Here is a 20,581-nt window from a genome sequence, read left to right on the forward strand (position 1 = left end):
AATGTTCAAAACAAACGTTCAAAATCGTGTTCAAATCGAAAGGGAGGTCTTCATGAAACCGGAAGCGCAGGGAAAAGACGTCAAGCTGAAAATATTGAACGCCGCCAAGAAGCTGTTCGCAAAAAAAGGCTTCGAGGGCACGACGGTACGGCAGATTTGCGATGAAGCGGGAGTGGCGCTAGCTCTGGTGTCTTATCATTTCGGCGGCAAGGAGAACGTGTTCTACGCACTGTTCGAAACGTTCGCCCCGGCGTTCCTGGCAGCGGAGTACGACCTCGAAAATCCTGCGCAGGATTTGCAAGCGTTCGTCCGTGAGTTTGCGCTCTTTCGTTTGGCGGAGCCGGAGCTGATCAATATCCTTCAGCAGGAGGTTATGATGGAGAGCCCGCGGCTGGAGAAGCTTCAGTCGATCATCTATGTACTGTGGCGGCAGCTGCGTCTCATTCTTGAAGCAGGCAGAGCCAAGGGGCAGTTCGAGTTCGATTCGACCCGCCATACGGTGCATTTTATCGTAGGTACGCTCGTGTTTTCGCGCAGCAGCCCGTTTCTGGACCCCGTATTTCAGGATGAGAACGAAACGAACCAGCCTACGGCGGCCGAGACCGAAAAAATCGTTGTAGAGCTGACAACCAAATTCATTTTGAACGGAATCAAAAGCAAAATATAGAGAGAAGAGAAGCATCGGGAGAGGGGAACGGAGGAAATGAAGAAACAAGTGGCGGCAATCGTCGTATTGGCATTAGCGCTCAGTGGAGGAGGCTGGATGCTGGCGGCGCAGGGCAAGGATGCGGTAACGCTGGCTTCTTCCAACAAAGGAAGCATTCTGACGGCAGAGCAGGTGAATGTTTCGTTTCAAGGCGTCGGCGGCAAAATCATCGATCTGCCGATCAAAGAGGAACAGACGGTGCGCAAGGGCGACGTGCTGATGACGCTCGATCCGACGGATATCGACCTACAGCTTCGCAAAGCGCAGGCCGATGTAGAGGTAACGACCTTAAAGATCAAGCAGGCGGAAGACGGCATCCAAGTCGCCCAAAGCAAGCTGGGCAACGCAGTCAAGCAGGCGCAGCTCGGCTTGTCGCAGGCGGAGACGCAGGAGGCGCAGGTGGCAGACGGCGCGAGAAGCGAAGATATCGAACGGCAGAAGCTTGCCGTCGCGGCTTCGGAGGAAGCGTACACGCATGCGCTCAAGCTGTACAACCAACTACTCAATACGGAAGAGGCGTACGATAGTAATCCGTATTCGTACAAGGATCACCGCGATGCGGTCGAGAATGCACGCAGCCAGGTAACGACACTGGAGAATGCGAGAAATCAGCAGAAGGCCGTTCTGGATAAAATGCTCGCCGGAGCGACGGATAAAGAACGCAAGCTGGCGGCGCTGCAAGCGGACCGCGCCAAGGCGGTCGTCGAGCAGCAGCAGCTCGCCGAAGGCGATATCGCGAATCAGCGGATCGGCATCGAGGCGCTGAACAAGCAGTTGGAGCAATTGAACATTTTGATGGAATCGCTGAAGGTGCAGAAGGACCGCTTCACGCTGCGCGCTCCGGGTGACGGCAAAGTGGTCAAAATCATGCCGAAGACGGGCGAGAACGTCGGCTCCGGGATGCCTGTCGTTGTATTGGAAACGGGCAAGCTCTATTACGACTTGTATGTCGATGAGCGCCAGGTTGGCAAGTTCCAGGCCGGTTCCGCTGTTCCGACGCATTTTGCCGCACTGCCGGACAAGGTGGAGGGCAAAGTCCAGTTTGTCACGGCCGCGCCGCAATTCGCCGCGCTCCGTATGAGCCGGGAGAAAGGCACCGCAGATTTGAACTCGTTCCAAGTGCGTGTCTACGTAGAGCGGACCGACAAGCTGCTGCCGGGCATGACAGCGGAGGTGCGTGTCGATGAAATCCCTGCTCGATGAATCGAAATATGCGCTATCCGGCAAATTCGTCCTGGCGATCCTGATCGCTCCGCTGATCGTAGCGGCGCTGTTCGGCTACATGTTCAAGAACGGCCAAATCAACGAAGCGCCGATGGCGGTCGTCGATGAAGACAACAGCTTGTACAGCCAGCAGTTTATCGACAAGGTGAACGCGTCCCAATATCTCAACGTCGTGGACGTGTTCCACGAGGCGATCCCGCCGGAAAAGCTGATGGCCAATGAAAAATATATGGTCGTCATGTATCTGCCGCGGGGAATGGAGCAGTACCGATTCCAAGGGAAGCAGATTAATATAGGCTTGCTCATCGATAACTCGATGCCATCGGCTATTGGGAACATACGTTCCGGTATGCAGGAGCTGATTACAATCGAGAACACGACACTGTCCGTGGGCAAGCTGAAGGTGATGGGACTCGGCGACGATGCGGCGATGGGGATTGCCTCCCCGCTCTCGCTGCAGCAGCGGCTGCTGTTTAACCCGACCTCCGATTTTATAGGCTTTATGGTCATCGGTTTCGTCAATGTGGTGGCTCTGGGGATTACCGCCATCGCCGGGGCATCCATCGTCCCTCGTCTGCGGGTGGAGGGCCGGCTGGAGGAGGCGCTTCGTTCGCCGATCGGGCTCTGGTCGCGCGTGCTGCCGTACGCGGTGATCTCCTGCATCAGCTTGATGCTGGCCTTCGGACTTCTGAAGCAGCTTGGCGGGCTGAGATTTGTCGGGAATCCGCTGGAATTTCTGGTTCCGCTGCTGCTCTACACGCTGACGGTCACGCTGATGGGCATGGTCGTGGGCTGGACGGCGGCGGACCCGTCGAAGGTGGCGCTTCGCACCTATGCGATTGTGTACCCGTCCTTTATGCTGTCCGGTGTGCAGGTGGCCACGATTATATTCCCCGGGCCGATTCAGGCGGTCAGCAACATGCTGCCGTTGACCTGGCTGTTCAAATTCATTCGGGGCATCGGCTACCGCGGCGGCGCACTTGAATATTTCGCAAGGGAACTCGGTGTATTTATCGTGATGATCGGCGTGATGTCGCTTGCCGTCGGTTTGCTGACGATGTGGGAGACGCGCCGGGTTAAAGTAAATTCAACAGTGGGAGAGGTTGCAGCATGACGAATTCGAACCATCAATGGAAAAAAACGGCACTATCCGTCGTTTTGACGGCGTCCCTGCTCGGCACGGCGTCCATGCCGTCTGCCATGGCGGCTTCGGCTGCGCCAGAAGCTGCGGTAACAACGGACACGTCGAAGGCAGCTTCGGGCGGCCAAGCATCCGGGACGATCGCGGGAACGCCGCTGCTGCAAAGCTATGCGCTCACGGATAAGCTGCAGGTCGAAATCAAGAGCCTGCTGAACGAAACGACCAGCGAAGGCACACGCATCGCTGCGGTCGTACGGGTTCGGAGCTCGGACGCCACGGTGGCGAAAATTCCGGACTTGGAGCTGCGGGTCAAAACGGCCGACGGGTACGAATATCCGATGCAAGCGAGCGTCTTTAACGCCCATGCCATTCGTCCGGGCACGACCGAGGAATTGAACTTCCTCGTCAAGGTGGACCGCCGGAGTCCTTCAGAGCTTACCGAGCTGGTCTGGTACGCCGTCGATTGGTACTCGTATCCGAAGAAGGAGACCGTGCAGCTTGCGGTGCCCATAAAAGGACAAGAATGGACCGGACCGCTGTCGAGCTTCACGAATTCCGCTTCATCAGTGCTGCCGTGGGAGCGCTCCTTTACGCTAAGTCCGGCGCTGGAATCGCCGCTCGTTTACACGCCGGTTTCGGTGAACCGGGACAATACGCCGCAAGGCCCGGTAACGACGGTGAAGATGCGCGTGGAAAACCCGTCCGCCACCAAAGAGGCTGTCCCTGATTTTACCATAGACGGCAGGTCGAACGGGAACGGAAGCACGGATAAAACGGTCTTCCCGGGGAAACGGGTCGAGGCATCCCCGCTGGTGCTTGAACCGAAGGAGCAGCGGTACATCCATTTCGCCATTCCAACGGATAAGGACACCGTGCTCACGAACTTCAACGTGCTGACTCCGGAAACGTTCCGCCAGCTTGATCCCAAAGGCCAGCCCAGCCAGGTTTCCTACAACGTGGGTCGTTATCAGGTGGCGCTGCCTGTTACGAGCCGCACGGCGGAGTTCAATGCAGCCAAGCCTTATGAGCCGGGCCAGCCGTTCGTCTTCGATAGCTTGTCCGATACGATCGATCCGCACCTGTCGGTGTCGATGGTCGAGTTCCATCGTCATGAAAACGAGGGCGAAGGCTATCAGACCGTGATTGCGAAGCTGCTGCTCACAAACAACAGCGACCTGCCGGTTCCGGTGCCGACGTTCCAGACGAAGCTGATTACGGCGCAGGGCATGACGTATTCCGGCAACCGTCAAACGGGGGCCATTGCAGAAATTATGCCGCAAACGAGCTATGCCGTGAGCTATGCGTTCAACATGCCGACCGAGAATGAGGACGAGCAATACGTTCTGAAGTTCACGGATGCGAAGACGGCGGCGCCGGCCTCGACGACGATCGGAGCATACCGCGTAGCAATGCAGGAAACGAAGCTGGATGTGGCAAATATGTCGTTCTATCCGTTCAAGGTGAAGCTCAACGACTGGACGCTGAACGCGCGGTATAACGTACCTTCGGCGCTCTCTCCGAATACGCCGATCAGCTATACGTACCGGATGAAGCTTGATATGGACATTGCCCGCAATGAGCATGTCGTGGTCGATCCGAATTCGTCCAAAATGCAGTTGGAGCTGGTAGATAAGACGGGCAGAATATTGTCAACCAAGTCGCTGCCGTTCAGCGGCGTCAACCGGTTGATCAGCGGCGCACAGTTTATTCAGTTCGATACCCTGCGCACCGAAGAGCACGAGTATCCGTTGGACATCAATATTTACGAAGTGATCACGACCCCGACGGGCGAAGCGAAACGGCTTGTCGGCGTTTTGAAACAATAGGACGGCGTTTGCGCATTCCGAAAGCAGCAGGTTCTCTCAGCGAGGGCCTGCTTTTTTTATTAATGATAGAATGTATAAGTTTTCAGCGGAGCTAAACCATTCTGATTCAGAAGCTGGTAAGAGTGTGATAAAATAACAGCAAGTAGAGTTCTATTCCGAACAGGAGATGGAGACGGAATCGATGCGCAACGATACTCATGAGACAGATACGAGCGAGACAAAGGAACAGATCATTCGGCTTAGCTTCTACCGACACGAGCACGAAGCGGCGCTTCGGGCGTTTAAGCTTCCGGAAGAGCAGGCCCGGTTTACGGCGCTCCCCGGCAAGGTGCTTGAGCTTTCGTTAAACGACGAGAACCGATATCCGGTCGTTATTTTAGCCGGGGATGTGCCGGTCGGCTTTTTCGTCTTACATTGCGGTGAAGTGACTGCCCCGTTTTCCGATAATCCGAATGCGATTCTTCTCCGGGCATTTTCCATCGATCAGGCTCATCAAGGACGCGGTTATGGCAAACGGGCCATGCGGACTGCGGCCGCTTTTGTGGCGGAGCATTTCCCGGAAGTGGAGGAGATCGTTCTGGCGGTAAACGAGCAAAATCATATTGCCAAGCGGCTGTATGAAGCATCGGGATTTCGGGATACGGGAAGGCAGCGTCTGGGATCGATCGGAATGCAGCACATCTTGAGCCTTTCTTTGAAGTCATGACGCGCAGCTTCAAAAGATCCGAAAAGGAGATTGCCGTGAATACTGCCGAAGCATTGGGATACGGCGAGAGCGACAGACTGTTGATCGTCAACGCCGACGATTTCGGAATGTGCCATGCCGTGAACGAAGGGGTACAGCAGCTGCTAATGGAAGGCGCTGTATCGTCGGCTACGGTCATGATGCCCTGTCCTTGGGCCAAGGAAGCGGTGAGCTGGGCGGCAAAGCATCCGGCCTGTGACGTCGGCGTGCATCTGACCTTCACCAGCGAATGGCCGACCTACAAATGGGGACCCGTCACCCGTACGGGGCCGGTTGCCTCGCTCCTAACGGAGGAGGGCTATTTTCCTGCGGACAGCGCGACCGTCGAACGCGAAGCGGACCCGGACGACATCCGCCGGGAGATTGTGAGCCAGATCGAGCTGGCGCTGCGGATGGGCCTGAAGCCGAGCCATGTGGACAATCATATGGGTAGCTTGTACGGGCTGCATATGGGCCGGGACTTTTTGGAGATCGTCCTGGACGTTTGCGCCGCGTACGGGCTGCCGTTTCGCCTGCCGAGATATTTGGAGCCCGGCGACCCGGGCATTTCGCCGCGAGCGTACGAGATTGCAGCGGCTCGGGCGGTACTGGCCGACCGGAAGGGCGTCGCGATCATTGATCATCTGCGCAGCCTGCCCTTTGTGCAAGGGCCGGGGGAGACGTACGAGTCGTTCCGGGACGGGATGGCGGCTTTGCTTCGTTCGCTGAAGCCCGGTATTACGGAAATCATCATTCATCCGTCGCGGATTGACGAAGAGCTCAAGGCCATTCATTCCCATTGGGAAAAAAGGGGAATGGAGCTTGAGGTGTTCCGCGATCCGGTGATCCGTCAGGTGATCGCTTCCGAAGGCATTCGTCCGATTCGCTGGTCGGAGCTGCAGCGTCTTATGCGAAAGGAAGCTTAGCTTGAGCTCCAAAATCAAAAGATCCCGCCTAGTCTCCGAAAGGAGCCGGCGGGATCTTGGTTGTATAGGGGAACCGTTAGCGCTGCCAGTAAGCGGGCAGCTCCGCTTCGTTTTCCCGCAAAATATCGTCCAGCACCGACTTGGCCAGCGAAGCGGAGCCGACGAGCGGATGGAGGGTCAGCGCTTGAAGCGCGGTGCCGTAATCCCCGGTGACGGCAGCTTCGACCGTCAGCTCCTCGTAAGCTTTTACCGCTTGCAGCAGCCCACGGATTTTGGCATCGATCGGCGTGGTCAACTGCACCGGATGGGCGCCGTTCGCGTCGATGACGCAGTTTACTTCCACCGAGACGTCGTCCGGCAGGCAGCCGATGATGCCGTTGTTGCGCACGTTGACGGTTTGGATGTCCTTTTTGTTGTTGTAAATGGAAGAGACCAGATTCAGCGCCGCTTCGGAATAATAGGCGCCGCCGCGTTTTTCGAGCTGCGGAGGCTTGACGTTCAGGTTCGGGTCTTTGTACATCTCGAACAGCTCGTCTTCGACCTTCTTCACGGTTTCCGCCCGGGTGCCGGTCGTTTCCGCCGCATGGAGCTGTTCTTTCAGCATCTCGTCGCGCAAATAATAATAACGGTGGTAAGCGCATGGAAGCGAGCCGAGCGATTTCAAAAATTCGAGATCCCAGCCGAAATCCGGGATGTTTTTCATCGTAAACCCGCTTTGCCCGCTTGCCGCTTGGAACAGCACCTGCTGGGTCACGTCAACGCCGTCCACGATTACGCGGGTCGTCCAGTTCAGATGGTTAATGCCGATCATCTCAATGTCCACTTGGGAGACGTCGACGTTCAGCGCCTTGGCGATCTGCATCCGGGTGCCGATCGGCAAATTGCAAAGCCCCATCGTCTGGATGCTGGAATGCTTCAGCACGGCCTCCGTCACGATCCCCGCCGGATTCGTAAAGTTGAGCAGCCAAGCGTTGGGCGCAAGCTCCTCCATGTCCCTGCAAATATCCAAAATGACCGGAATCGTGCGAAGCGCCTTGGCGAAGCCACCTGCGCCGGTCGTTTCTTGCCCGATCAGATTATAGCGCAGCGGAATGCGCTCGTCCCGGGCGCGTGCCGTGAGCAGGCCGACGCGGAGCTGCGTCGTGACGAAGTCGGCATCCCGGATCGCCTCCCGGCGGTCCAGCGTCAAGTGGAGATTGATGGGGACGTTCGCTTTTTCCAGCATGCGCTTGGCCAGGTTGCCGACGATTTCCAGCTTTTCCTTGCCTGCTTCGATATCGACCAGGTACAAATCTTTCACGGGAAGCTCGGGATACCGTTTGATGAAGCCTTCGATCAATTCCGGCGTGTAGGAAGAGCCGCCGCCGATAACGGCTACTTTTAACGATTCCTTTTTCATGCTTCATACCCTCCGTAAGCTGCAAATTTGGAATGAATCGCTTCGCCTGCCGCCAGACCCAGATGGTCCATGCCGAGCAGCACGGCGCCGTAAACCGGAGCCATCTCCGGAATGATCAATTCGATGGAGCCGTGCTCCTGCCGGACCGTCTCCTCCAAGGCGGCGAGCAAATGCGGATTGCGGCCTTTCTGTACGACGCTGCCGACCAGCACGATCGGAATCGTCGCCTTCCGGAAGCCGCCCAGCCGGCGAATGACCGAGCACGCCGCAATGCCGAGCTCCCGGCCGGTGTCCTGCAGGATGCGGATCGCCAGAGCGTCGCCTTCGTCAGCGGCTTCGTGCAGCACGATCGCGAGATTGCCCTCTCGCAGCGAGTAGATGTCCCGGTCCAGAAAATCGTTCACCATCTGCTCGACAGTCTCGAAACCGAAATAACGTGGCACTTTGTGCTGCAGAACGGACGGAATTTCCCGGTATTCCCAGGAGCGAACCGCCGCTTGGAATGTCCGCGTCGCCATGTAGTGGCTGCCTGCGGCGTCGCCGTACAGCGTTCCGAGGCCTCCGGTCTGAATCGTGAGGCCTTCCTCGTTGCGTCCCGCCGCATTCGTGCCGCTGCCGCAGACGAGCACGACGCCCGCATTGTCTGGACAGCCGATGCGAAGGCCTTCCATCGTATCGCAGACGACGTCCCAATGGGCAAAAGGCAGCGTCGCCAGCGCCGGGCGGAGAATCGAGAAATCGTGCTCCCGGTCCGCGCCTGCGAGGCCGTACTGGACGAAGGCGATATCGGAATAGGTCAGGCCGGCCTCTTGGATCGCCAGCTCCATCGATTGCCGGATATGCCCCAGCGCCTTCTCAATGCCGACGATCTGATGATTGCCGCATCCGGCAATGCCGCTTCCCCGCTTGTTTCCTTGCTCGTCAACGACGACCGCGTATGTCTTGGTTCCGCCGCCGTCTACGCCGATGATGTAGCGCATGATGAAGCCGACTCCTTTCCTTCTCTAAGAAGTATTTGTTATTACAAATATGATTAAATTGTATTTGTCATTACAAATTTAACATGCCTTCCGAGCGGCGTCAACGGGTTATTTTCCGGATAAAACAGGCTCTTGAATACCTATCTTCAACGTTGTATCCTATAGTTGTATCTAAATTTGTATCGAATGTATGGGTACAATGACTATGGGTTCATATCGGAGGTTTCAACGTGGCGAAAACGAAAGCGGACGCTCCGCTCTATCATAAGCTGAAAGACCGCATACTGGAGCTGATCGAGTCGGGACGGTACCGGCCGGGAGACCGCTTGCCAACCGAATACGAGCTGTGCGAGCAGTTCGAGGTAAGCCGGACGACGGTGCGGCAAGCATTGCACCATTTGAAGCTGGAGGGGCATATCGAGCAAACGCAGGGCAAGGGCACCTTCGTCGCTTCTTCCAAAATTCAGCAGCCGCTATCCAGCTACATCAGCTTCGACGATTATATGAAGCGGCTGGGGCTGTCCGGCGAAACGAAGGTGCTGGAATTCGCCGTAGTGCCGGCAACCGCGCAGCTGGCCAAGATGCTGCATGTCGCCGAAACGGACCCGCTCTATAAGCTGATCCGCATGCGGTATGTGGACCGGACACCCTTGAAATATTCCATTACGTATATTCCGTGGAAGGTCGCGCCGGGTCTTGCCTTTGAGGAAATTCAAGGCTCGCTGTACGACGTATTCCGCGGCAAGTACGGGCATCAGTTAAGCAAATGCGTCGACTGGATCGAGCCGATCCTGACCGACGATCAGTACAGCGAATATTTGGAGGTTGCCGTCGGGGCTCCCGCCTTGATGGTCCGCTCGGTCACCTATGATACGGCGGGCATGCCGCTGGAGCATTCGCAGGAAATATTCCGCGGCGACCGTTCGAAGTTCGTACTGGAGCGCGATCTCCAGTCGCCTTCTGCGAAGTATACGGGGCTGCTGCCCGACCCGTGGCAGCACGAGCCGGACGGCGCTGAATGACCCCGAAGCACGACAAAACGGCCCGGTTCCAACGAACCGGACCTGTTCCACGCTATTGGGGTTAGCCGGAATGATGCTTTCTGACGTATTGCTCCGGCGACGGCCCCACGATCGACCTGAAATCGCGGATGAAATGGGACTGATCGTAGTAGCCGAGCGCCAAGGAGAGCTGTGACCAATCGGGAACGGAGCCATGATGCATCTGCTCGGCCGCTTCATGAAGCCGGTAGCGCCGAATGACCCATTTGGGGCTTACGCCGACATAACGGTCGAACAAGCGCTGCAGCGTCCGCTTGTGCACCTCGGTTTGGCGCACGGCGTCATCCACTTTGACGATGGTCCGGTCATTTCGGATGCGGCTGACGATGTCGTTCACAAAGCTGACGTTGTCATCCGGCGCCGGAAGCCGCTCGCCGAGGAACGTTTCTACCCGGCTTAACGCCGGCTCGACCTCCTCCTGGGCAAAAATTTCTTTCTCAAGCGGCTCGCTGTCCATACCGAACACTTCGCGGAAGCTGATGGAGCCGTCCGTCAACCGGGACACCGGCTCGTTCAGGAAAGGATAGAAGCCTCCGGGCTTGAATTTCAGGCCAAGCACCCAGCCTCGATCCTGCAGCAAATGCGAGGAGGTCGTGCTGGCTACGCCATAAATGCGAGTAAGCTCCGGTTCAAAAACCAGGTTGACGTTCGGATGGGTCAATACCGTCTGACGATACGGCGCCTCTCCGCGCAAGTCCCACTTGACGATCCAATAATGCTGCACGAAAAAGTCAATTTCCGCCGAGGGCTGGAAGCGGGACAGGACAAACTTGGTTTCTCCGGTTTTCGGATGCAATATTCCTCTAGGGGGCTCGTCGGTCGTCCTGTGCATCAAATCTCTCCCTTGCTCCGTGTGGTGGGAAAATCGTTCTGTCGCGTTTTTCCTATACGCTTGTCCGCAGCCGAATGTATAGTAAGAGTAGCAGTCGGGACGTCCGATTGCAATTCCAAATTCATTGATGCGCGGAGGGATAAGGATGGATCTTGTTTACCATTACTATATCGGGGCGTCGCCGGAGGACGTCTGGCAAGTATTGATATCGGACGAAGGCGTGAAAAAGACGATGTTCGGCTGTACGATCCGCTCCACCTTCGAGGTCGGCGCCGATTACGCGTATGTGGGGCCTGGAAACGACGGCGACGAGACCGTCCATGTCTATGGCAAGGTGCTCGCCATCGAGCCGAACCGTATGCTCAGCGTGACCGAGCATGCCGGACCGTCTTACCGGGAAAACCACGCCGAACTGGAGACGCGGATCACGTTCACGCTGGAGCCTGTGGGCGGCTGCACCAAGCTGACACTGGTCAACGACCGGTGGCCGGCCGATCATCCGTCGTACGAGAACACCCGGCAAAGCTGGCCCATGATTTTGAGCAACATCAAAACCTATGCCGAAACGGGCAAAACGCTTGATTTCGGTTATTGATATCATGTCAAACGGGATGGAGACTTGCTTCGTTCCGTTTTGCTTTCTGCAATTTTTGCAGCGGCATAAGCAACGATCAGAAGGAGCGTAATCCAGACGGATCGTTCGAAGGCGATGCGAAAGTGAGCTTGTGTCCATAGGTCGTCGCCGATGATAAAATAAGCGACCTGATTGGAGATGCGTAAGCCTCCGTTATGCATGCCGGGAAACAGATTGTAAAAGTAGTTCTGCCCCAGACCGAAGTTGGCGACAAGCGATAACAGCACCGACAAGAGCAGAGCCGTGGAATAGACGGCCTTCGCGCCCAGCCGCTTGAGTACGCCTGCGACCAGCAGCACGGCAAGCAGCGTCAGAGCCGCATAAAGCATACGGCGATCCTCCTTTTGCCAAAAGATATCCATCTCTTTCAGCATAATGAGAATGAAGCGATGTGACAATGACGCGCTGCTGACAATTGGGTTATAATTGCAGGTGCCGGACGAGGCTCGAACATCTGCTCCGCGACACGAAGCTCCCGAATTTAGCGATTTTAGCCCTTCATGCTGTCAGCCGACAGGCCGGGAGCTGGCTGCGGCTTCTTTTTGGCTTTCCCCAGACCGGTCATCCATTGCCCGAGGAACGGAATCCTGGACAGCGCAAATGTGGCCAGCACCGACATCGCCGAGCAAAGAATAAAGGCAAGGATCATGCGAAGCGTGACGTTCATCTGCGGAAGCAGGAGGTCGGAGAGCAACGTAGCCCAGGTCAGCATCAGCGCATGGATCAAATAAGCGCCATAGGAATATTGGCTGACCATCCAGAGCGCACGGCGCGTAACCCCCTTCACGGATTCGGCGGCTCGCATTCCGAACTTATAGGTCACAAGAATCGAAGCGATCAAGAAAACCGCCGTCACCGGGCGCAGCAAAAGCAAATCCTCGTAGTGATTCTGAGATGCGGGGGTATTTTCGAAGCCGGCAACGACACGATAGGTCAAGTAAGCGGCCAAGCTAAAAAAAACGGCATACACCAGCGGCCCGTTGCGTCTCAGCCATTCCCTCCATTGCGTTAGCGCCAAACCGGAGACTGCTCCAAGGACGAAATAGTAGAAGAAATAGAGCGAGTTGCGGTCTGCATATTCGGTCAGCATCGGGGTCAGCACCGGCACATTCCATTGCTCCGCCACCTGATAAATCGGCCATATTAGAGTCATGCCATACACATACACGATAGCCAAAAGCATCATGACAGCAATCGCGCGCCCAACTGTCGAGATTTGGCTTCGCACATTCCGGATCACCCAGCGCCAAAGCGGAAACGTCACGTAAAACGGAATGATCATCACAATATACCACAAATGATACGAGGCTTTGCCGGTGAATGCCAGCCCCGCGAACTGCTGTATGCCTGTGAAGACGCCGGTGCTTTGCAGCAATGCGGGAGCGGCATAGACGAGGGACCAAAACAAATACGGGATGCCGATGTCCTTCAGCCGCTTTTGCAGAAACGAACCGTAACGAAGCGGCCCGTCGTAATTGTAAAACAGCACGAGACCGGTAATAAAGATGAACACCGGAACGGCAAACTTGGAAATAAGAAGAAAAAGTGTAAACATCACGCCATCCGAAAGCGTCGTATCCGGCTCGGACAAATAGTGGCCGATCGAGTGCTGCAGCACAACGGCCAGAAAGGCGAGCGCCCGTAAAACATGTACTTCTTCAATGCTGTTTTTTTTCATTTCTAGCTTCTCTGACCCCCTAATGGCAATGAATCCTGCTGCGTTGATTTAAACAACTCTATCATTATAGTGCAAAGCATAGCGTTTATGAAAGAAATGAGGGTTTGGGATTTCTGGAATTTTAGGAAAACAATAAAGTGATCTACCGGCGCCCTCTATGAAGCTTCGGGCTGATCCACACGGCGGATTTTCCGGTTTTGGAAAAGGGTTCCTGCTTTGGAGCCATTGTTTGCTTTGAAACGAACAGGCGGGAAGGGGCGGTTTTGCGGGTCCGCGATTTGCCGCTCTGGCTGGCGGTCATGGTTGTGGCGACGGATCGTTGTGCGGACTTCGACCGGTTTTGCGATCTTGCAGGCTGAGCCGAATCGTCCGGCGCAGAACCGGTCGCAGGATCGACGGATACCGGTGCGTTCGATAGCGGCGAGAACGATAGCGTCCGGGTGGCTTGATCATAAGCAAGCAGGTACGGCTGTCTGTTGCCCAGACGAAGCTTGGCCGCAGCGCCTGCCGACAATACGAATTGTTCGCTAAGCTCGTTTGGAGGCACCGAGAGACGGAGCTTGACGGAAGCATTCCCGTGTCGGGCATGCAAAGTCCGGCCCCTTCGCGCGTCGGCCATTCCGAGCTTGCTCAGTAACGAATACCCGATTCTGGCTCTCGGTTCCATTCGGCCCTTCTCGGTAAGCACGATGACCTTCTCCTTGTTCATGGTAATTTTGGTCAGAGTCACGGTCTGTTCGAGCTCGTTATATTCCAGCAGGCAGCGGGCCCCTCCCCGCAGATTGACGGCTTGGGCCGTGGCTGGTCCCATTTCGATGTAATGGAACAGGCATTCGTCGTCGTATCCCCGCGAGATGCGGATTTGTTTGCCCGGACTGCCCTCTTTTTTCAAAACGACCGCCGTTCCGTCCCGAAGCGTATACATCTCTTGTTCGTAGCCGCTAATACAATTCGCGACTACCGTCATCGTATCCTCGTCGTGCTCCGGGTTCACTATGACATCGAATAGTCCTCTAGCCACTTCGATCCTCTCCCGTATTCCGATGTAAGTTTCTGACGTCCTGCTTGCATTTATATATGGTATGTCACCCGTCGTCCCATGGTACGTACAGGTGTCCCTGAGGCAGTTATAACGAAAAAAAGGCTGCGGTCCCGGAAACACGGTATAATGGAGCTGGAACAGAGAGCAGCCTGGCTGCTGTGCGAGAGGAGAAAGAGGCTTATGGGGATGACCCGGTATACGCATTTGTTGTTCGACCTGGACGGGACATTAACCGATCCGAAGGAAGGGATTACCCGGTCGGTTCAATATGCTTTGGGGCGTATGGGAATCGAAGAACCGGATTTGGACAAGCTGACGCCGTTTATCGGTCCGCCGCTGCAGGTGTCACTGCGCGAGCGGTATGGCTTTACCCCGGAGCAGGCGTGGGAGGCCATTGGCTGGTACAGGGAGTATTTCACGGAACGGGGCATGTTTCAAAACGAAGTGTACCCCGGCATCCCGCAGCTGTTGGCGGAGCTCGGGGCAGAGGGCCGCAAGCTGATCATCGCGACATCGAAGCCGATCGTGTTTGCAAAGCAAATTTTGGCGCATTTCGGGCTGGAGCGGCATTTCGCCCATCTGGCGGGCAGCGAGCTTGACGGGACGCGTTCGGACAAAGCCGACGTGATCGCCTATGCGCTGAAGCTGGCGGGCTTTCCGCCCGTCTCCGCCTGCTTAATGATCGGCGACCGGAAGCACGATATCGAGGGAGCGAGGGCTCACGGAATGGATTGCGCAGCCGTTGCTTACGGCTACGGCACTGCCGAGGAGCTCAGGCTGGCGCAGCCCGCATATACCGCCGCAACCGTGCATTCGCTTGCGGAGCTGCTGCGGGGATGAGCCGCGGGGGCTACGTGGGGATCGACGGCTGTCCGGGCGGCTGGCTTGCGGTGGCGCTGTCGGAGGACGGACAGAGCTGGGCGGCGGATGTATATGAAGACATCAAACGTCTGTGGGAAGCCCACCAGGAGGCGAAGCTGCTGCTGATCGACATGCCGATTGGCTTGGCCGACGGCCGGGAGCCGCGGGCCTGCGATGCGCTCGCGCGGGAGCTGCTGAAGCCGGGGCGGACTTCCTCGATCTTCGCCGCGCCGGTACGCGAGGTGCTGGGAGCGTCTAGCTATGCCGAGGCGAATGCCCTGCAGCGGGAGCTCAGCGGCCGCGGCTTGTCGCGCCAATCCTGGGGGCTCGTGCCGAAAATTCGCCGGCTCGACGAGCTGCTTCAGCAGGATCCGGAGGCGAGCGGGGGCTTCCGCGAGTCGCATCCGGAGCTGTGCTTTGCGCAGCTTTTCGGCGGGCCGATGCATCACGGCAAGAAGACGCCAAAAGGCTTCGCCGAGCGGCTCGCGCACTTGCGGCGGGTCTGCGCGCACGCCGATGCTATCGTCGCCGAGCTGCTGGCGCGCTATCCGCGCAAGGCGCTGGCCCGCGACGATATGCTCGACGCGCTGGCGCTCGCGGTTACTGGCTGGCTCAGCGGCGGCGAATTGCGCCAGGTGCCTGCCGAAGGCGATGCGGACCGGACGGGGCTGCGGCGTACGATTTCATTTTACAAGCCGGAGGGACGCATGCTTGCTGCCGGGTCGCCATAATGTCTGGCAGCATCGGGCTTCATAACTGCTCGATTTGCTTATTCAATAGGCGAAGATTTCAAAGGCCGGGATTCCTTGTTACATAGGGGTCCCGGCTTTTTTGTTTTTGCCGGAATTAACGGAGCGGGCCTGCAAAATATAATTGACAATGATAATCATTATCACTTAATATGGTTGGGGAAGTATTATGGAACATTACGGAAAACGGAGGAGCTTGGATATGAAGCTGATTATTGTGTTTGCCAGCATGACGGGCAATACGGAGGAGATGGCCGACGAGGTCGCAGAGGGGGTCCGCGAAGCGGGAATCGAGCCGGTCGTCAAAAATGTGATGGATACAAGCGGTCACGAGCTGGGAGAGTATGACGGCATTATTCTTGGAGCCTACACTTGGGGCGACGGCGAGCTGCCCGACGAATTTCTGGATTTCTATGAAGAGATGGACGGTCTGGAGCTGGGCGGGAAAAAGGCGGCGGTCTTCGGTTCGGCCGATTCCTCGTACGCGCAGTTCGGCAAGGCGGTCGACCTCCTCAAGGAGAAGCTGGAGGAGCTTGGAGCGGACGTTGTCGCAGAAGGGGTGAAGGTGGAGTTAAATCCGTCGGATTCGGATAAAGCCGCCTGCCGGGCGCTCGGCAAACAGGTGGCGGACGCTTTGGCCTGATACGGCTGCTTCGCGCCGGCTCACCTTATCGCAGCGCTGCAGCCGGCGCTTCTGATCCTAGTATGGCATTCGCTTGGAGCTCCGAAGGGAGCGTGATAAAATCGGTTCAGACGAACTTTGTCGAAGATAGATTTTACGCTATGCCAGATCAGAAGAGGAGAGGGAACGCGATATGTTTACGGCCTTTATATTCGATATGGACGGTGTCATCATTGACAGCGAGCCGCTTCACTTCAAGGTGGATATGGAGGTGATGGAAGGGCTTGGCGTCTCGATTACGAAGGAGGAGCTGGAAGCGTATGTCGGGATGACCAATCCCGAGATGTGGACCCGAATCCGGCTCAAGTACGGCTTGGCGCCATCCGCCCGGGACATTATCGAGTTGCAGCTGAAGCGGAAGCTGGCGTACTTGGAGGCTTCGGACGACCAGCCGATCGAGGGGATCAGGGAGCTGTTCCATTCGCTGCATGGCAGCAAGCGGATCGGTCTGGCTTCCTCCTCGCCACGGGTGTTCATTGAGGCGGTGCTGAATAAATTCGGTCTGCTTTCGTATTTCGATTACGTGATAAGCGGCGAAGAGGTGGACCATGGGAAACCGGCACCGGATATTTATTTGAAAGCCGCTGAAATGCTCGGAGCTTCGCCCGAGGAATGCGTCGTCCTGGAAGATTCCCGCCATGGCGTGGCCGCAGCCAAAGCCGCCGGCATGACGTGCGTCGGGTTTCAAAATGCGAATTCCGGGGACCAGGATTTGTCGCAAGCCGACTGGATTGTCGGCTCGATCGGCCAGATCCGGCTTGAAGAGCTCGAGAGGCTGATCCCATCGGCCGAAGCGGGAGCTTAAGCCGCTGCGTAGTCGGTCTAACACAGAGAAGCGCACCTTTTGCGGACACGAGTGTAATTTGTTTGTAGCCCAGCAGCGGGTGCGCTTCCGTTTTCCTCTCCTTCCCCTCGAAAAAATCCCACCAGTCCCCTTTGTTCCGCCGTTTGTCTTCAAACCTGAAACTCATCTATGTCATAGACGCCTCAAGCAGCGCATAAATTACCAAGTACAGGGGAGATGGAAACGCTTCGGACAACCTGCCGCCGTTTGCCTCAAACTAAGGCGGACGGTCCTGCGGTTCGACCGCCAGGCGGTTAATCGTTTCCCCCATCGGCCGCCGCCGAGGCGTCATGCGTAACCGGTGAAACCGTCGGCGTCGGTCTCCAGACCAGGCAACCTTGCATGGAGGTGGTATTCATGCCCGACAAGCCTTGGCTGCGTCACTATCCTGCCGAGGTGCCGCTGACGTTCGACTACCCGCGACATTCGCTGGCTTGTTTTTTGACGGAATCCGCCCGTACGTATCCGCAGCGCGCCGCCTTGGATTTTATGGGCAAAACGATGACTTACCGCACGCTTTTGGAGCAAGCCAACCGATTTGCGGACGCGCTCGTCCGGCACGGCGTGCGCCAAGGCGACCGGGTGGCGCTCATGCTGCCGAACTGCCCGCAAACGGTCATTGCGTATTTCGGCACGCTGCTGATGGGCGGTATCGTCGTGATGACCAATCCGATGTACACCCCGCGCGAGCTGGAGTATCAGCTCAAGGATGCGGGGGCCCGGACGATCGTCACGCTGGATCTGCTGTACCGGCGCGTATCCGAAATTGCCGAGTCCGCCGAGCTGAGACATGTTATCGTCACGTCGATGAAGGACTACATGCCTGTCCCGCAAAAGTGGCTCTACCCGTTGTTCACGAAGAAGCAGGGACTGGATCGGAGAGTCGTTTACGGCAACGGCGTCTACCCGTTCCGGCAATTTCTGGAGCGGGGTTCCCCGGAGCTTCGGCAAGTGGAAGTGGACGCGGAGCGCGATCTGGCCTTGATCCAATATACGGGAGGCACCACCGGGCGGGCCAAAGGGGTGATGCTCACGCATTACAACCTGGTCGCCAATACGATTCAAGGCCGGCTGTGGTCCTACCGTTTGAAGTCCGGACAGGAAACGTACTTGTCGGCGCTGCCCTTTTTTCATGTGTTCGGGCTTACGGTGCTGCTGAATCAGTCCGTTTATTTGGGCGGAATGCTGGCGCTCCTGCCGCGATTCGAGACCGGCCTGCTGCTTGAGACCATCCGCCGGACGAAGCCGACCGTGTTCCCCGGCGCGCCGACGATGTATATTGCGCTTCTTCAGCAAGCCCGCAAGCCGCGGTTCAACCTGTCTTCGCTGAAGCTGTGCATCAGCGGGGCCGCTCCGCTGCCGCTTGAGGTGCAGGAGCAGTTCGAGGCCATCTCGGGAGGCCGCCTCGTCGAGGGCTACGGCTTGACGGAGGCGTCACCCATTACACATGGAAACAACATCTGGGAGCGGCGGAAAATCGGCTCCATCGGTATTCCGTTCCCCGATACGGACGCTCGGATTGTCGACCCGCAGACGCTGGAGGAGCTGCCGGTCGGAGAAGTCGGCGAGCTTGCCGTCCGCGGGCCGCAAGTGATGAAGGGCTATTGGAACCGGCCGGAGGAGACCGCAGCCGTGCTGAAGGACGGATGGCTGTACACCGGCGATATGGGAAGAATGGATGAGGACGGCTTTTTTTACATTTTGGACCGCAAAAAGGACTTGATCATCGCAGGAGGCTTCAATATTTATCCGCGCGAGATCGAGGAGGTGCTGTACGAGCATCCGGATGTGGCGGAGGCCGTGGTGGCCGGCGTGCTTGACCCGTACCGGGGGGAGACGGTGAAGGCGTATTTGGTCATGAAGCAGGGCAGCGAGGCGGGAGCCGAGGAGCTTAACCGGTGGTGCCGGGAGCGACTGGCCGCTTACAAGGTGCCCCATATTTACGAATTTCGCGACCATCTGCCCAAAACGATGGTTGGCAAAGTGCTGCGCAGAAAGCTGCTGGAAGAAGAGGCGGAACGGACGGAAGGCGAGACGCCCGGCGATTGAGGGCAGGTGCAGCCGTTTGGCTGAAGCGGGCGGAGACCGGCCGGGTTCGCCGGGCTCTTGAACAAGCAAAGTGCTTCTGCAGGCGGCGATATACGCTGTGTCAGAAGCACTTTGCTTTTGCAGGGATGCCGTCCGGACGCATCCGGCAGGTCGGGGTACGGCAGCCGATCACAAAATTTGCTCCCCCAGCAGGGAGCCGATCAATTCGACGGCGAGCTGTGCCGTCTTCTGCCCCGTATCGAGCGACGGATTCACCTCGACCAGCTCGGCGGACGTCACGATTCCCGATTCGTACAGCAGCTCAAGAGCCAGGTGCGCTTCCCGGTAGCTGAGCCCGCCTTTCACCGGCGTTCCCGTGCCGGGCGCTTCGACCGGATCGAGACTGTCGATATCGAAGCTCAGATGTACGCCGTCCGTGCCTTCGCCGGCCACCTGAACGGCTTCTTCCATCACGCTGCTCATTCCGCGCCGGTCGATATCGTGCATCGTGAAGCAGGTAATGCCCTGCGCTTTGATGCAGGCTTTCTCGCCCGGATCGAGATCCCTTACCCCAAGAAGGACCGTATGCTCCGGCCTGATCTTCGGGCTAAAGCCCCCGATTCGGGTCAGCCGTTCGTCGCTTTGCCCGAGACTTGCGGCGAGCGACATGCCGTGGATGTTGCCCGAAGGCGTCGTATCGGGCGTGTTCAGATCGGAATGGGCATCGATCCAGATCACGCCGAGCCGGCTATAGTGCGAGGCCAGCCCTGCCAGCGTACCGATCGCGATGCTGTGATCGCCCCCAAGAACGAGCGGGAAGCTTCCCTGCTGCACGATACGGGAAACGCTAGCGGCCAGCGCTTCGTTCACGGCGAGCACATCGTGCAAATGCTTCAGGGCGGTAAGAGGAAGCGCATCCGGATCGAGCTGTGGCTCGGGCCAAGTCAACAGTCCGGCATCATTCCATTGGATGCCGAGCCGGCGTAATTTTTCCGGCAGACCGGCTTGCATAATAGCCTCCGGTCCGCCGCAGGCTCCCCGGCGTCCGGCCCCCAAGTCGAAAGGAACGCCGAGGAGGGTGATTGAGTGTGTGCGGGTCATGAAGTCCAGCTCCTTCTTTTGTGCTTAGGTTAAGGCTCTACGCATCATGCTGCGGCAGCGATTCAAAATGGAAGAAAGCATCCTGCTATAAAATATTCCATGCGAAGCTCGGCTGTTCATAGAAAGCATCTTGAAGGAACGCC

The 20,581-nt window shown here is 57.3% G+C and carries 20 protein-coding genes; 13 read left to right on the forward strand and 7 right to left on the reverse strand.

Features of this window, described 5'->3' with window-relative positions; genetic code table 11:
* Positions 1 to 52 precede the first annotated feature (52 nt).
* The 6 genes from PEL01S_RS28370 to PEL01S_RS28395 all read left to right on the forward strand — a co-directional run bounded on the left by PEL01S_RS28370 (position 53) and on the right by PEL01S_RS28395 (position 6,547).
* Entirely contained in the window at positions 53 to 667 is a 615-nt protein-coding gene (locus PEL01S_RS28370) for a TetR/AcrR family transcriptional regulator (protein WP_127462649.1), read from the forward strand.
* A 36-nt stretch (positions 668 to 703) separates the two neighbouring features.
* A complete protein-coding gene (locus tag PEL01S_RS28375; RefSeq protein ID WP_010497139.1) occupies positions 704 to 1,909 on the forward strand; it encodes an HlyD family secretion protein in 1,206 nt (401 codons plus the stop codon).
* Positions 1,890 to 3,044 carry an ABC transporter permease gene (locus tag PEL01S_RS28380; protein ID WP_127462650.1) on the forward strand — a complete coding sequence of 385 codons (1,155 nt, stop codon included), beginning with the start codon at positions 1,890 to 1,892 and terminating at the stop codon, positions 3,042 to 3,044. Before PEL01S_RS28375 ends, PEL01S_RS28380 begins: the two co-directional genes overlap by 20 nt.
* Entirely contained in the window at positions 3,041 to 4,897 is a 1,857-nt protein-coding gene (locus PEL01S_RS28385) for a hypothetical protein (protein WP_127462651.1), read from the forward strand. Before PEL01S_RS28380 ends, PEL01S_RS28385 begins: the two co-directional genes overlap by 4 nt.
* A gap of 181 nt (positions 4,898 to 5,078) precedes the next feature.
* A complete protein-coding gene (locus PEL01S_RS28390; protein WP_127462652.1) occupies positions 5,079 to 5,603 on the forward strand; it encodes a GNAT family N-acetyltransferase in 525 nt (174 codons plus the stop codon).
* Between the two features lie 35 nt (positions 5,604 to 5,638).
* Complete coding sequence (locus tag PEL01S_RS28395) at positions 5,639 to 6,547, forward strand: polysaccharide deacetylase family protein (RefSeq protein WP_127462653.1); 909 nt, start codon at positions 5,639 to 5,641, stop codon at positions 6,545 to 6,547.
* A 76-nt stretch (positions 6,548 to 6,623) separates the two neighbouring features.
* On the opposite strand, the gene PEL01S_RS28400 is transcribed toward PEL01S_RS28395, so the two are convergent.
* Positions 6,624 to 7,946: a 6-phospho-beta-glucosidase gene (locus PEL01S_RS28400; RefSeq protein ID WP_127462654.1), complete on the reverse strand. Its 1,323-nt coding sequence runs from the start codon at positions 7,944 to 7,946 to the stop codon at positions 6,624 to 6,626.
* Positions 7,943 to 8,926, reverse strand: coding sequence for an N-acetylglucosamine kinase (locus PEL01S_RS28405; RefSeq protein ID WP_127462655.1), 984 nt, complete (start codon positions 8,924 to 8,926; stop codon positions 7,943 to 7,945). The genes PEL01S_RS28400 and PEL01S_RS28405 overlap by 4 nt, the downstream gene beginning before the upstream one ends.
* Before the next feature lie 230 nt (positions 8,927 to 9,156).
* Between PEL01S_RS28405 and PEL01S_RS28410 the strand changes: the two genes are divergently transcribed.
* Positions 9,157 to 9,948 carry a GntR family transcriptional regulator gene (locus PEL01S_RS28410; RefSeq protein WP_127462656.1) on the forward strand — a complete coding sequence of 264 codons (792 nt, stop codon included), beginning with the start codon at positions 9,157 to 9,159 and terminating at the stop codon, positions 9,946 to 9,948.
* Positions 9,949 to 10,009: 61 nt separating this feature from the next.
* Here the strand turns inward: PEL01S_RS28410 and PEL01S_RS28415 are convergent, their stop codons facing one another.
* Positions 10,010 to 10,819, reverse strand: a complete 810-nt coding sequence (locus PEL01S_RS28415; RefSeq protein ID WP_127462657.1) for a helix-turn-helix domain-containing protein — start codon at positions 10,817 to 10,819, stop codon at positions 10,010 to 10,012.
* 145 nt (positions 10,820 to 10,964) lie between these two features.
* On the opposite strand from PEL01S_RS28415, the gene PEL01S_RS28420 reads away from it, so the two are divergent.
* Positions 10,965 to 11,414, forward strand: coding sequence for an SRPBCC family protein (locus PEL01S_RS28420; RefSeq protein ID WP_010497149.1), 450 nt, complete (start codon positions 10,965 to 10,967; stop codon positions 11,412 to 11,414).
* 2 nt (positions 11,415 to 11,416) lie between these two features.
* On the opposite strand, the gene PEL01S_RS28425 is transcribed toward PEL01S_RS28420, so the two are convergent.
* From PEL01S_RS28425 to PEL01S_RS28435, 3 genes are all read right to left on the reverse strand, one after another.
* On the reverse strand, positions 11,417 to 11,782 hold the full coding sequence (locus PEL01S_RS28425) for a hypothetical protein (RefSeq protein ID WP_108534125.1): 366 nt from the start codon (positions 11,780 to 11,782) through the stop codon (positions 11,417 to 11,419).
* A 161-nt stretch (positions 11,783 to 11,943) separates the two neighbouring features.
* Positions 11,944 to 13,131 (reverse strand): acyltransferase, encoded by a 1,188-nt coding sequence (locus PEL01S_RS28430; protein ID WP_127462658.1) that lies wholly within the window; start codon positions 13,129 to 13,131, stop codon positions 11,944 to 11,946.
* Between the two features lie 142 nt (positions 13,132 to 13,273).
* A complete protein-coding gene (locus tag PEL01S_RS28435) occupies positions 13,274 to 14,152 on the reverse strand; it encodes a hypothetical protein (RefSeq protein ID WP_127462659.1) in 879 nt (292 codons plus the stop codon).
* Positions 14,153 to 14,353: 201 nt separating this feature from the next.
* Here PEL01S_RS28435 and PEL01S_RS28440 point away from each other — a divergent pair, with 201 nt between their 5' ends.
* The 5 genes from PEL01S_RS28440 to PEL01S_RS28460 all read left to right on the forward strand — a co-directional run bounded on the left by PEL01S_RS28440 (position 14,354) and on the right by PEL01S_RS28460 (position 19,358).
* On the forward strand, positions 14,354 to 15,013 hold the full coding sequence (locus PEL01S_RS28440) for an HAD family hydrolase (RefSeq protein ID WP_127462660.1): 660 nt from the start codon (positions 14,354 to 14,356) through the stop codon (positions 15,011 to 15,013).
* Positions 15,010 to 15,765 (forward strand): DUF429 domain-containing protein, encoded by a 756-nt coding sequence (locus PEL01S_RS28445; RefSeq protein WP_127462661.1) that lies wholly within the window; start codon positions 15,010 to 15,012, stop codon positions 15,763 to 15,765. The genes PEL01S_RS28440 and PEL01S_RS28445 overlap by 4 nt, the downstream gene beginning before the upstream one ends.
* Before the next feature lie 220 nt (positions 15,766 to 15,985).
* The gene (locus PEL01S_RS28450) at positions 15,986 to 16,426 is read left to right on the forward strand and encodes a flavodoxin (protein ID WP_063184412.1); all 441 of its coding nucleotides are present in this window, start codon (positions 15,986 to 15,988) and stop codon (positions 16,424 to 16,426) included.
* A 172-nt stretch (positions 16,427 to 16,598) separates the two neighbouring features.
* Positions 16,599 to 17,270, forward strand: coding sequence for an HAD family hydrolase (locus PEL01S_RS28455; RefSeq protein ID WP_127462662.1), 672 nt, complete (start codon positions 16,599 to 16,601; stop codon positions 17,268 to 17,270).
* Between the two features lie 396 nt (positions 17,271 to 17,666).
* The gene (locus PEL01S_RS28460) at positions 17,667 to 19,358 is read left to right on the forward strand and encodes a long-chain-fatty-acid--CoA ligase (RefSeq protein ID WP_127462663.1); all 1,692 of its coding nucleotides are present in this window, start codon (positions 17,667 to 17,669) and stop codon (positions 19,356 to 19,358) included.
* Between the two features lie 168 nt (positions 19,359 to 19,526).
* On the opposite strand, the gene rocF is transcribed toward PEL01S_RS28460, so the two are convergent.
* Positions 19,527 to 20,438 (reverse strand): arginase, encoded by a 912-nt coding sequence (rocF, locus tag PEL01S_RS28465; protein ID WP_127462664.1) that lies wholly within the window; start codon positions 20,436 to 20,438, stop codon positions 19,527 to 19,529.
* Positions 20,439 to 20,581: the final 143 nt, after the last annotated feature.

Origin of the sequence: Paenibacillus elgii NBRC 100335 (assembly GCF_004000865.1) — a bacterium.
Classification (GTDB): Bacteria; Bacillota; Bacilli; order Paenibacillales; family NBRC-103111; genus Paenibacillus_G; species Paenibacillus_G elgii.